Origin of the sequence: Sedimentibacter saalensis (assembly GCF_007830175.1) — a bacterium.
Lineage (GTDB): Bacteria > Bacillota > Clostridia > Tissierellales > Sedimentibacteraceae > Sedimentibacter > Sedimentibacter saalensis.
The window spans coordinates 185,926-199,065 of the sequence record NZ_VLKH01000003.1 but is presented as its reverse complement, the minus strand read 5'-3'; the positions used below and the strand labels follow the sequence as shown (position 1 = coordinate 199,065).

The following is a 13,140-nucleotide window of genomic DNA, read 5'->3' as shown; positions in this document are numbered from 1 at the left end:
CAAGGGGGACATAGGTCCCCCTAGCGGAGTTGCGGAGCAACTTTATTTTATTAAAATTCAGGAGGGCAACATGATATTAGTAATCAACAATCAAGCAAGCGAAAAAGAAATTGAAGATGTAAAGAAGAAAATTCATCAATTCGGGTGTGAAGTGTACGAATCAATGGGCCTCAATCATCACATTCTTGGGGTTGTAGGGGATACAAGCGACATAGAATCCGGAACATTCCAGACAATAAGCATAGTCGACAAGGTTATTCTTGTGCAGGAACCTTACAAAAAAGCAAACAGGCTTTTTCACCCGGACAACACTGTGGTTGACGTAAATGACAGATCAATTGGGGGCAAAAAGCTGGCGATAATTGCAGGACCTTGCTCGGTTGAAAGTGAAGAGCAAATTTTATCCATTGCTAAATCTGTAAAAAATTCTGGGGCAGGATTTTTAAGAGGAGGAGCATTCAAGCCAAGAACATCCCCTTATGCATTCCAGGGACTGAAAAGAGAAGGGCTTGAGCTTTTAAAATTTGCAAGGGAAAAAACAGGGCTCCCAATTGTAACAGAAATAATGTCTACGGAATTTCTGGATGAATTTGTTGAACAAGTGGATGTTATTCAGGTTGGAGCAAGAAACATGCAGAATTTCGACCTTTTGAGGCAGCTTGGCAAAACAAACAAGCCGATTCTCTTAAAAAGAGGACTGTCTGCCACAATCGAAGAACTTCTCATGTCAGCTGAATACATTATGGCCGGTGGAAATGAAAATGTAATATTGTGCGAAAGAGGAATAAGGACATTTGAAAAATACACAAGAAACACTTTGGATTTAAGTGCCATACCTGCCATTAAAAAGCTCAGCCATCTGCCTGTAATAATAGACCCCAGCCATGCGGCAGGATTGTGGTGGATGGTTGAACCAATGGCGAAGGCAGCAGTTGTTGCAGGGGCAGACGGGCTGATTATTGAGGTGCACAACGACCCGGAAAATGCTTTGTGTGATGGTGCTCAGTCAATAAAGCCTGAAAAATTTGACCGCCTAATGGGAAAACTTAAGATTCTTGCCCAGGTAGAAGACAGAGAAATCTAGAGGTGCACTATGGATATAGCATGTGACTTCAATATTACAATTGTAGGGCTGGGACTAATAGGAGGTTCCATGGCCAAATCTATAAGAGAAAATTTAAGTGTTAAAAGCATATGGGCCTTGGATCTTGACAGGGATGTACTGAAGGAGGCCCATGAGTCGGGAATAATTGATGATTTATTTGAGGATGATACAATTCCTATTAAAAATTCTGACATAGTAATTTTGTGTACGTACCCTAATGCAGTACTTGAGTTCATGAAAAAAAACAGGGATAATTTCAAACACGGAGCTTTGATAACAGATACCTCGGGGATAAAAGAAAAGATTGTACAGGGAGCAAGAGACGTTCTAAGGAGTGACTGTGAATTCATAGGTGGTCATCCCATGTCCGGCAAGGAAAGCATGGGCTACAAATATTCAGACGGCAGCATATTTCAAGGCACAAATTACATCATAACGCCTGATGAAAAAAGCAATAAAGAATTGGTATTGCTTTTAAAAGAAATTCTATTTACAATAGGATTTAAGAGAATAATTGAAATGTCACCAAGAGAACATGACAGGATAGTTGCATACACAAGCCAGCTTCCACACATACTGGCATGCATCATGATGAACAGCAAGAGTTTTGAACGTAGCAAAGATTTACATGGCGGGAGCTTCAGGGATATTACAAGAGTTGCAGACATAAACTGTGAGTTGTGGAGTGAACTCCTTCATGAAAACAAACAAAATATAGTTGCAGAACTTGAAGCTGTAATTGAGGATATAAAAAATATTTCCAAAATGATTGACAACGATGACATTGATTCCTTGAAGGTAGTTTTTAAAAACAGCAGCATGCTGAGAAAAGAGATGAACTATGAAAAAGCTTAATATGAATTTAGGAAGTATTACAAGCAATATTATTATAGAAAAAGGAATTATAAAAAATGCAGGACATGATATCAGAAAAGTTTACAGCAGCAATAAAATTGCTGTTGTAACAGATGAAAATGTGTTTGGCTTATATGGTGAAATACTTGAAAAGTCCCTGGCTGCAGAAAATTTTACCCCAACATTCATAGTTATAAAGCCAGGGGAACAAAGTAAGACAGTTGATACTTTGAAACATGTGTATTCAAATCTTGTGAGCATGGGAATTACAAGAGGAGATTTAATAGTTGCCCTTGGAGGCGGAGTTGTTGGAGATTTGGCCGGTTTTGCAGCTTCAACATATTTGAGAGGTATAGATTTTGTACAAATTCCCACATCACTTCTTGCACAAATAGATTCAAGCATAGGAGGCAAGGTTGCAGTAAACCTTGATGAAGGAAAAAACCTAATTGGAAGCTTTTATCATCCAAAACTTGTGCTGGTGGATCCGGAAGTGCTGAACAGCCTTCCTGAGAAGTTTGTGAAGGATGGTCTTGGAGAAGCCATAAAGTATGGATGCATAAGAGACAAAGAATTGTTCAGTATGCTTCTTGACATCAAAAGCAATTTTGAACTTTTAGACAATATTGAAGACATCATTTTCAGATGTTTAAGCATAAAAAAAGAAACGGTTGAAATGGATGAAAAAGATAAGGGCATCAGAATGCTTTTGAATTTTGGTCACACCATAGGCCATGCCATTGAAAAATATTTCAACTATGAAAAATATTCTCATGGTGAAGCTGTTTCTGTTGGAATGTACTGGATAACTAAAAAAAGTGAGGAAATGGGTATTACCGAAAAAGGAACATCGGATAAAATTAAGGGTGCACTTGAAAATTACGGTATAGAATACATAATCCCTCATTTGGATAGAGAAGAAATAATTAAGAACATTTTGGTTGATAAAAAGAACATATCAGGCAAATTGAACCTCATACTTTTAAAAGACATTGGAAATGCATTTATTTACACAATACCTGAACAAGAAACAAGCAAATTTATTTAACGGAGAAATATATGTCTGCAATTAAAATTAAGCCAGCAAAATTAAATGGAAAAATATATGCTCCTCCGTCAAAGAGCATGAGCCACAGAGCATTAATTTGCGCAGGCTTAAGCTCTGGAGAAAGCATAGTGGAAAATGTTATTTTGTCAGAAGATATAAAGGCAACCATGGACAGCATGAAACAGCTTGGAGCAGAAATTGAAGTTTCAGGGGATGGTCCTTACAGTACTCTTTGCATAAATGGAAGTAAAGGAAATGTTTCAGAAGCATTCATAAACTGCAGGGAGTCGGGATCAACCCTCAGGTTTCTAATACCTGTGGGACTGATGCTTGCAGATAGATGTACATTCACCGGTTCCGGAAATCTGTCAAAGAGGCCTCTTGATGTGTTTTTCGAAATATTTAAAAGAGACAGCATAGATTATGAAACTAATGATGGACAGCTGCCTTTATGGGCAAAAGGAAATCTGAAGGGAGGAACTTATGAAATGACAGGAGGGGTAAGCTCTCAGTTTATTTCAGGATTGTTGTTTGCACTTCCCCTTCTTAGAAAAGATTCAACAATAAAGATAAAGGATAACTTAGAGTCTAGAGGTTATGTGGACCTTACCATAAACATGCTTGAAAAGTTCGGCATATCTGTAGAGAACCAAGACTACAGGGAGCTAAAAATAAACAAGGAATGTAAGTATAAGAATGCTAATTACAAAGTTGAAGGAGATTATTCTCAGGCTGCGTTTTTCATAGTCGCAAGAGAAATAGGAAACGATGTGGATTGTCTTGGACTTAACGTTGACTCACTGCAGGGAGATAAGGAAATTGTAGATATTGTAAGGAAATATGACAGCGGCATGGAACAGGTTACAATAGATGCTTCTCAAATACCCGATTTAGTACCAATTCTTACAGTGCTGGCATCTCTTAAGGATGGAGTAACCACATATATAACCAATGCAGAAAGATTAAGAATAAAGGAGTCTGACCGCTTGAAGGCCATTTCAACAGAGCTTGGAAAGCTTGGGGCTATTATAGAGGAGCGAAAAGACGGACTTATAATCAAGGGAAAAGACGTCTTAGACGGAGGGGCAGTTGTTGACAGCTGGAATGATCACCGCATAGCAATGTCTCTTGCTGTGGCGGCAACAAGGTGCCGTGAAGACATAATACTTACGGACTGCATGGCAGTCAACAAGTCATATCCTAACTTCTGGGAAGACTATAAAATGCTGGGGGGTGAAATAAATGAGTTCAATGATAGGCAATAAATTAAAAGTAAGCATATTCGGTGAATCTCACGGCGGTGCCATAGGCGTTGTAATAGACGGCCTGCCTTCCGGTCTGGAAATAGACATGAACTTCATAGAAAGTCAAATGGAGAGGCGTGCCCCCGGGAAAGACAGTTTTTCAACAGCAAGGAAGGAAAGCGACAAGCCAAGTGTTGTAAGCGGCTTGTTTGAAGGAAAGACTACAGGAAGCCCCCTTTGCGCAATTATATTAAATGAGGATACAAGGTCAAAAGACTATTCGTATCTTAAGTATGCCATGCGCCCTGGCCATGCGGATTATACGGGCCATGTGAAATATTCAGGCTTCAATGATTATCGGGGAGGAGGACACTTTTCGGGAAGAATAACAGCTCCTCTTTTGTTCGCAGGTGCACTTGCCATGCAGGTTCTTGAAAATTACAAGGGAATATTAATAGGTACAAGAATTAAAAAAATATATGGAATTGCTGATAACAGTAGTTTTGAAGAAAATCCCGAGACTGTTGTGAATATAAGAAGCATGGATTTTCCTGTCATAGATCAGCAAGCAAAAAAACTCATGCAGCATGAAATATTGAAAGCTAAAGAAGAGGGTGATTCTGTTGGGGGAGTTGCAGAAACAATCATACTCAACATTCCAGCAGGATACGGTGAACCATTCTTTGATTCTGTTGAGAGCAAAATTTCACACATGATTTTTTCCATACCTGCAGTAAAGGGAATTGAGTTCGGACAGGGTTTCAACATAACAAACATGAGGGGATCAGAGTCAAACGACCCATACTATACACAGGAAGGAAACGTGTTTTTAAAAAGCAACAACAATGGCGGAATCCTGGGGGGCATTACAAACGGAATGCCGGTTGTTTTCAGGACGGCTATAAAGCCTACACCGTCAATTTCAAAGCTGCAGGAAACAATAGATGTTTCAACCATGGAAAACACAACACTGCAAGTAAGCGGACGTCACGACCCCTGCATTGTGCAAAGAGCGATTCCTGTTATTGATGCAGCTGCCGCACTTGTTGTTCTTGATTTAATCATGGAACGGGAAGGTGAAATTTTTTTCAACAAAACTAAAGGTGACATATGAAAAACATTGTATTGATTGGAATGCCCGGAAGCGGCAAAAGCACAATTGGACTCATGGTTTCCCAAAAGCTTTGTATGAAGTTTATAGATATGGATGAACATATTGAAAAAAAAGAACATAAAACAATCAAGGAACTTTTTGCTATAAGCGAGGAATGTTTCAGGGATGCAGAAACAAGATGCGCCGAAGAGCTGAGTAAAATGGATAGCTGCATCATATCTGCAGGCGGAGGAATAATAAAAAGGAAAGAAAATATTGACTTCCTTAAACAAAGCTCCACCATTGTGTTCATAAACAGATGTGTTGAAGACATAGTAGCTGACATAGATATGAGCACCCGCCCCCTCCTCAAGGACGGAATAAAAAAAGTATATGATTTATATGATGAAAGAATAGACTTGTACAAGGAATACTGTGATATAGAAGTGTCCAATTCAGGAGATATTTCAGAAGTTGTACAGGATATTATCAAAAGAGTTGTAAAATAAAAAGACAAGATGCCCAATGTCATTAAGTTAAACATCTTGTGACAAATAGAATCATAGAATTATAGTCAATTGTAAGTTTGTGCACTTTCAATTGACTTTTTTTATTTCCGGCGATTTATTTTTTAGTGTTCATGAATGGTTCCTTTTTGGGGTTGAAAAATAAATTTAAATCTTTCTTCTCCACTGATCCTTGGGGTTAAGCCTACCTCATATGAAGCGGCCATATTAGGCCATATTTGAATATAGTAAATATACGCGTTATAATATCCTTCGTCAGAAATGCTCGCAGAATAAAATTCATTACTACCTATTAACTCATTTAATACTGGTAATTCTATATGGACTATACCATTATTATCTGTATATAATTCTGCTATTACTATACCTTCTGCACTTTCATTATATTGACCTGTATAAGAAATTTTAGCAATACTAACAAAAGCTTTTGATATAGGTCTGTTTCTATTATCTGATACTCTAATGTCTAGTATACCAGTTTCACTTGCATTTAATCTATTATATGAACGAATTGAGTACAACATTATATCATTTCCTTTCTTAAAGCTTATACTTTAATATATGCAGTAGAGTGATGGAGTTTATTTATAAAGAACTTATCATATGTAATATTTCTTTAGCTGGTGTTTTGCTTTGTCTTAATTTTGCACTTTAATAATTCATGTTTTATGACCTTAGTCATTTTTGTTTGTTAAATATTTATAATGTCGGTTGAAGCTCGCCATATCTCTGCTGCATATAGACTCTTGATAATTCATTCCACGTAGCTTCATCTATCACTCCTGTCGCCTCTAATCCAAACATTTGTTGAAAAGCTATTACTGCTCTTTCTGTTTCTTCTCCAAATATGCCATCTTCGCTTATATAGGAGATCGATGGAATAGCCAACGATATATAAGATAACATTTCTTGTGCTATCAATATGCCGGGGCTTTCTCTACCCTCACCTTTTCTGTAAGGTAAACCCGGAAATCTTAAATAGGGAATATATACTTCTTTTGGAGGCAATGTGGAGAATATTCCAAGTGCAGCCCTAATCAAAAGGTTTAATGTATCTTTATCTGCAATACCCGTTGCCGGCAGACCCATAACTTTTTGAAATTCAATGACAGCAACCCTGGTTTGTTCATCAAATATTCCTGTTATCGCAACACTTGGTACAGATTGGTAGAAAACTGACATAACACTTAGCAGATATTGTAACAGATCAACGCCAGGCCTTATGTCTCCTTTTAAAAAAGCATCTTTTGATATTTCGATTATTTGTTCATATATCGAACCTTCAACTACTAATTCGGATAACTTGGAAACCGCTGCGTAAATTTGTCTTATTTTATAAAATGTAGCTTTATCTATTATTCCTGTTACAGGCAAATTAAAGATTCTTTGGAACTCTCTGACTGTATTTTCTGTAGATTCCCCATAATAGCCATTTGTAGGAGCTATTTGGGGTATGGCAGGAAAATTCATTGCTATCCTGTTTAAACCTAATTGTTGTCTCAATATAATAATGCTTGAATCACCAGGCATAAGCGGCTCTCCGGGATATGCCAAACCTACACCTCCAACGGGGGCATTTTCAACTAAAGAAATATCATCTCCAAAATAATATTTTAAAATATCCATGGGAGTATAACCTTGTTCAGCTAAATCTACACTTCCCCACTGAAACAATCCATTGCAACTAGTCAACCTTCCATCACAAAATGTTGTAAAAAGCGGTATTACTTGACCATCTCTGATAACATAATCATTGAATATTTCATTAACAATTCTATCAATGCTTTCATATATACCCCTGCCTTTAACAAATGCCTGATCAAATTGTGTTGAATTTGTAATGTCAAATTCATATCCTCTTGACCTGTACCATTCTAAGATATACCTGTTTAATGCAACAGAAACAATAGCATGTATATTTGCTCTTAATGCGTTTTCAGGCCAGGTAGGATATAGTTCTGAAGATGCTACGTTTTTAATGTAATCAATAAATGGTACGGTTATATTTTCAGCAACTTCATCAGGGCGATCTAAATGCACCGTTATATATTCAGGAATAGTTACAAATTCTGCTGGAATTCCTGGTATATTTATAATCAAGTCTGTATTGTTATGATAATAATTATTTAATAAAAACATTTATATCTCCTTAAACATTTGATTAATCTATAGCCTTGAAGAAATAATAATTAATATATGTCATAAACAGTTACTTCAGCTCCTTTAACAGAAGAGCTGCTTCTAACTTACCTTTTTATGCTATTATATGTACCTTTATAAAACATTGGCACCTGTTGACAGTGCTTGAAGTTTAAATTATATTAAATTCCAACAATGAAGATTTAATAATTTTTGTTAATTAACAGTTTGCAATGCAATCAGATAAAGCCGATTGTAAATCATAAAGATGTTTTTAAAAAATTACATAAAAAAAACAGAGTTTTACTCTGTTCTTTTAAGGCATTATCTTAATTTAATGACATTAACAAGATGCCTTGAATTTGTTTTATTTTTTTGCACTGAAAGCCGTTACTTTAAAAGGCTTTTTGACAGCATCCATAACAGAATTCTTTGCGTACTTGATCAGATTCTTGTCCTGGTCTTTGCCTGGGATGAATGTAACATCATTATACAGATCTACGTTGATTTTTTCCTCATTTACAATTAACGTTTCAAAGACTGTAAGACCTGCTATGTATCTTCCCATCTCTTCATTTAAGTGGAAACCATCCCTGGTGAGCTCGTCTCCTATGGACTTCAGGTATGGATTTGTTCTTGCATTTTGAATTGATGTTCCGCAGGGAATAATTATTTGAATCTTGCTTTCATCAGCTGCCTGCTGGTATGTCTTGGCAATGGCTTTGTACATGGTGTCCTGGTTTCTTCTGTAGCTTCCATAGTCTGAATGGCTGCTGTCAGATGCGTATGCCCAAGTCATGTTCAATGACAGATTTGCATTTGGAGACAATTCTTTTACATATGAAGCAAGGTAATTGAGGTACGGCTTAAATGTTGTATAAATTCCCGAGTATCCTGAATACTGCTGCAGAATTATGTAGTCCCAATCTTCATCCAGCAAGGCTGTTTTCATGGTTTGTTTTGGCTTTTGACTCATGCCGTCGGATGTCCATTTTTGATAAGTGTAATATGCGTTGTTGCTGCTTGCATTAATCCAGTGTGTCTGAAGAGAGCAACCGTTGAAGTTAAGGTTGGCTGCAATCACATCAATTCCTGCAGATTTGGCAATGTCATATACCATGCTCAATGAATCGTTTGAAAATGAGTTTCCTATGGCAAGTATCTTAATTGTTGGTATTTCAGGCTCGACAATTTTGATTTTGCAAAATTCTGATTTTATTCCGCTGTTTTTTGCATAAATTATAACTTCACCCAGATCTTTTGCCAAAAATTCGCCGCGGGAATTAATAGATGCAATTTTTTTGTCCAGAGACCAGGAAACTTTTTTGTCTGTTTTTAATGATAAAGGAATGTCCTTATAAATGCTGATATCTTTAAAACCATTACCTGACAGACTTTGCTGTTCCAAAGTGGTATCAGAATATATTTTTACAGCATCAATTTCAGTGCTGCCTTTTACCATTATTTTTGCAGATCCTTCTTCTTTATTAACTGTGAGGCACTTTACATTCGAGTTTTCAATAAAGACTGAATTTTGCCCCGTTCCTTCAACAAACAATCCACCTGTAACAACAACATTGCTCAAATTTGTTTTTCCGTTTTTTACATTTTTTGTTATGTATATGTTGTTGTATACTTTGTTTTCAATTTTGATTCCGGGCTTGTCGATTGTAAGATCAGAAACTTCTTCAAAACCCAAAATTCCCTTCAATGCATTTTGCATGAACTTTGCCTGATCATTTACATCCAAATCTAACCCGTATGCGTTTGACGGCAATACTGCCGTAAGCATTATCATGAAAGCTAATAATGCTGTCCATATTCTTTTTTTCATTTTTACCCCCCATTATTACGTATGCATATTGTTGTGTCTAATTGTTTTTTAAAAGTTTTTCAAATTCATATTTATCCATGGGCCTTCCTAATAGGAATCCCTGAACTTCATCACAGCCAAGACTTGTGAGTATTTCAAGCTGATCCTCGGATTCAACCCCTTCAGCTATTGTCCGTATGCCTATGGATTTTGCAAGGGTGATTACTGCCTTTACAATTTCATAATCAAAACTGTCAGTTGCAATAACATCTATAAGAGGTTTTGCAATTTTAATTCTTTCAAAAGGAAATATTTTCAGATAGCTAAGTGCTGAATAGCCTGTACCAAAGTCATCTATAGAAACTGATACTCCAAGGCTTCCGAAAAGCGAGTTTATCTGATGGATTTTGTATTCACCAGCTACTGCCACGTTCTCAGTTATTTCAATGTCTATATACTTTGGAGAGAGACTATTTTCCTCAAGTATTCTTGTGAGTGTCTCTATTAAATTTTTGCTGTCCAGCTGCTTCGGAGAAACATTTATTCCAACTTTAACATTGTAGCACATTTTGTTCCATTTTGCAGATTGTTTTATTGCTTGTTCCATGACCCATAGGCCAATGCTGTTTATGCAGTCTGTTTCTTCTGCAATGGGAATGAATTCTTCTGGAGAAACACTCCCAAGCTCCTTGCTGTTCCACCTGAGAAGAGCTTCAGCTCCTATTATTTTTTTACTGTGAATATTAAGCTGAGGCTGATATAAAATGCTGAATTCTTTGTCGTAATCTGCACTTTTTAACAAATTTTCCAAAAGAAGCTTTCTTTTTGCTTTGTCGCTGAATTTTGAATCAAAGAATATAAAACCGTTTTTTCCGTTGTCCTTCATTTCATGCATTGCCAAATCTGCATTTCTCATGAGTGTATAGCTGTCCTTGGCATCTACGGGGTATACGGATATTCCTATGCTGGCTGATACATAAAGCATGTACTCGCCTATTTCAATGGGAGCATTGCAATCATGTATGATAGAGTCTGCCAGTTGAGAAAATTCGTCATATGTAAAATCACCATATTTCACTAGAACAAACTCGTCTCCCCCAAGCCTCGCCAGTATTGAATCATCATTGTCATATAATTTTAGCCTCCTGGATATTTCAATCAGTGCCATGTCACCAACATGATGACCGTACATGTCATTAATTATTTTGAAACGATCAAGGTCGATGTAAAACAATGCAGTTCTTCCGGAATCTAATGTGGATAAAAAACCATTATTGAATTTCTCAAAAAAATAGCGTCTGTTGTACAAATTTGTCAGATGATCTTTCTTTGACATATAATCAAGTTCAGTGTTTTTGATTTCCAATTGTTTGTTCTTTTTGGTAATTTCCATGGTCCTTTGTTTGATTTTATCTTCAAGCAGCATGTTCATTTCCTTTTCCTTGCTAAGAAGTCTTTCATGTTCAATATATTTCTGTATGTATGAGCTCATTATTTCACGAAAAACTATGATTACAAGAAAATTTGATATTATCTGAACATCAAAATTCCTGAACAAAAGGGCAATTACAGGAAATATAAAAATTGTAAGACGCCTGTGCTGAAGTCCTACATTGATATATGAGAAAGTTTCCCTTATTTTCAAATGTTCCCAGTAGTTTTTTGTAATTGATCCCATTGCAATGAGCAAGAAACCAACCATGTATGTAAAATCAGTCATGCTGTTGGGATTGTAAAGGTCATAAAAAGTCTGGTAAAGGTAGTGCAAATCACCAAGGATAAAAACAAAGACTCCGTATATGACCAACTTGGTGTATAAGCTTACCTTTCCCTGCCTAATTGAGAAAGCTGTTACAAGTATGCCGATCAACGCTGCAATGTCAAGTACAAACATTATGTTGTCCACTATGTGCTGCTGGGATATCATCTTAACAATTTCAAAGCTGCTGTTGAAGTATACAACCCATAATAAAATTATTGTTGACAAGGCAATGGATACTGAATCAAGTATCAATTGAAGCAAGTTCCACTTTTTGAAAATTTCAACAGCACATATAATTTCTGCTGCAAATATAAAAACATTCGAAACAGAATAAGAGTGTATCAGGAAAAGACTCTCCCCAGGATTAAAAGGAGTGAAAAAGTAATAAAATGACCATACAATATCCGATATTGTCCATGCCAGCACTGCAAGGGTAAGATATGCCCAAATTCTTTTGCTTAATGGCTGAGCCTTCCCATTTATACGAGATGTATTTCGGTACATTATTACAAGAGTAGCCATGCATGCTATGGGCGAAAAAATATTTCCGTAAAAATCCGACCTGAACAAAGACGATATAAAAAATGTGCAGTATATCAATATTAAAGTAAGTACAGTCTTCACATAAACTTTCTTATATTCCATATGTACCTCAAAACAATGTATGCAAATTTTGGAATATTTTGTTACACTGTTAATAATCTTTCATAAATTACAATAATTTTAACATAGACAGCAAAAAATATCAAGAAAACTATATTTTCGACAGCGAATATTCTTTGAAATTTAAGAGTTTTAAAGATAGTTAAAAAATATTAGCAAAATAATAAACATATTTGTAATTCAGTATAAAAAAACAAAACAATATGTAATCCATTGGCTGAAAATTATCATTACAAATAAGTTCTTGAAGTTTTATCAGTTTTACTGTATAATTTTTAAAAACTTGCTGGCACTTATAGTGCAAATGTTAGCTTAGTATCAAAAGGAGTTTTTATGGGTATTGTAAATGAATTTGAAATCAGAAATGATGTTTTAAGAAGGACTGCTGAAAAAATGATGACTGCAGCAAGGACTGCTCCAAAGGCCAAGGGAATTGACAATATTGAAATAGCAATTGCCGAAGGAGATACTGTTGTAAAGCTGTCTGAAAAACTGATAGAACTGGTTAATGAGGGCAAAGGGCCTGAATATTTCTTAAGAGATGCACAAAACATTTTAAGTTCTCACATTGTTGTGTTGTTTGGGACAAGGATTAAACCACTTGGAATCAAGTACTGCGGATTTTGCGGATATGAAAATTGCGAAGAAAAACTAAAAAATACCGATGTTCCATGCGCATTAAATACAGGAGATTTAGGCATAGCTGTAGGCTCTGCTGCAAGCGTAGCCATGGATGAAAGAATTGATAACAGAATAATGCATTCCGTGGGAGTTGCTGCTGTTGAACTTAAGCTTCTGGGAGAAGATGTAAAAATCATTTACGGAATCCCTTTGTATGTAGGATCCAAAAATGTGTTTTTTGACAGAAAATAGTTTAATCTAAAAGGAGAG

11 protein-coding genes are annotated in these 13,140 nt (G+C 36.2%); 7 read left to right on the top strand and 4 right to left on the bottom strand.

The window, feature by feature from the left end; translation table 11 throughout:
* Positions 1-70: 70 nt before the first annotated feature.
* The 6 genes from aroF to LY60_RS06100 are packed head-to-tail and all read left to right on the top strand — an operon-like array spanning position 71 to position 5,854.
* Positions 71-1,084 (top strand): 3-deoxy-7-phosphoheptulonate synthase, encoded by a 1,014-nt coding sequence (gene aroF / locus LY60_RS06125; protein ID WP_145081437.1) that lies wholly within the window; start codon positions 71-73, stop codon positions 1,082-1,084.
* Between the two features lie 9 nt (positions 1,085-1,093).
* Positions 1,094-1,960, top strand: a complete 867-nt coding sequence (locus LY60_RS06120) for a prephenate dehydrogenase (protein ID WP_145081434.1) — start codon at positions 1,094-1,096, stop codon at positions 1,958-1,960.
* Positions 1,947-3,008 (top strand): 3-dehydroquinate synthase, encoded by a 1,062-nt coding sequence (gene aroB / locus LY60_RS06115; RefSeq protein WP_145081431.1) that lies wholly within the window; start codon positions 1,947-1,949, stop codon positions 3,006-3,008. The genes LY60_RS06120 and aroB overlap by 14 nt, the downstream gene beginning before the upstream one ends.
* An 11-nt stretch (positions 3,009-3,019) precedes the next feature.
* Positions 3,020-4,273, top strand: coding sequence for a 3-phosphoshikimate 1-carboxyvinyltransferase (aroA, locus tag LY60_RS06110; protein ID WP_145081428.1), 1,254 nt, complete (start codon positions 3,020-3,022; stop codon positions 4,271-4,273).
* Entirely contained in the window at positions 4,251-5,366 is a 1,116-nt protein-coding gene (gene aroC / locus LY60_RS06105) for a chorismate synthase (RefSeq protein ID WP_145081425.1), read from the top strand. The genes aroA and aroC overlap by 23 nt, the downstream gene beginning before the upstream one ends.
* Positions 5,363-5,854, top strand: coding sequence for a shikimate kinase (locus tag LY60_RS06100; protein ID WP_145081422.1), 492 nt, complete (start codon positions 5,363-5,365; stop codon positions 5,852-5,854). The genes aroC and LY60_RS06100 overlap by 4 nt, the downstream gene beginning before the upstream one ends.
* A gap of 122 nt (positions 5,855-5,976) precedes the next feature.
* Here LY60_RS06100 and LY60_RS06095 read toward each other — a convergent pair whose 3' ends face one another.
* The 4 genes from LY60_RS06095 to LY60_RS06080 all read right to left on the bottom strand — a co-directional run bounded on the left by LY60_RS06095 (position 5,977) and on the right by LY60_RS06080 (position 12,231).
* Positions 5,977-6,396, bottom strand: a complete 420-nt coding sequence (locus LY60_RS06095) for a hypothetical protein (RefSeq protein ID WP_145081419.1) — start codon at positions 6,394-6,396, stop codon at positions 5,977-5,979.
* A 175-nt stretch (positions 6,397-6,571) separates the two neighbouring features.
* Positions 6,572-8,011: a peptidoglycan-binding protein gene (locus LY60_RS06090; protein WP_145081416.1), complete on the bottom strand. Its 1,440-nt coding sequence runs from the start codon at positions 8,009-8,011 to the stop codon at positions 6,572-6,574.
* Positions 8,012-8,378: 367 nt separating this feature from the next.
* Positions 8,379-9,845, bottom strand: coding sequence for a DUF4886 domain-containing protein (locus LY60_RS06085; protein WP_145081413.1), 1,467 nt, complete (start codon positions 9,843-9,845; stop codon positions 8,379-8,381).
* 37 nt (positions 9,846-9,882) lie between these two features.
* The gene (locus tag LY60_RS06080; protein WP_145081410.1) at positions 9,883-12,231 is read right to left on the bottom strand and encodes a putative bifunctional diguanylate cyclase/phosphodiesterase; all 2,349 of its coding nucleotides are present in this window, start codon (positions 12,229-12,231) and stop codon (positions 9,883-9,885) included.
* A 351-nt stretch (positions 12,232-12,582) separates the two neighbouring features.
* On the opposite strand from LY60_RS06080, the gene LY60_RS06075 reads away from it, so the two are divergent.
* Positions 12,583-13,122 (top strand): ferredoxin domain-containing protein, encoded by a 540-nt coding sequence (locus tag LY60_RS06075; RefSeq protein ID WP_145081407.1) that lies wholly within the window; start codon positions 12,583-12,585, stop codon positions 13,120-13,122.
* Positions 13,123-13,140 lie beyond the last annotated feature (18 nt).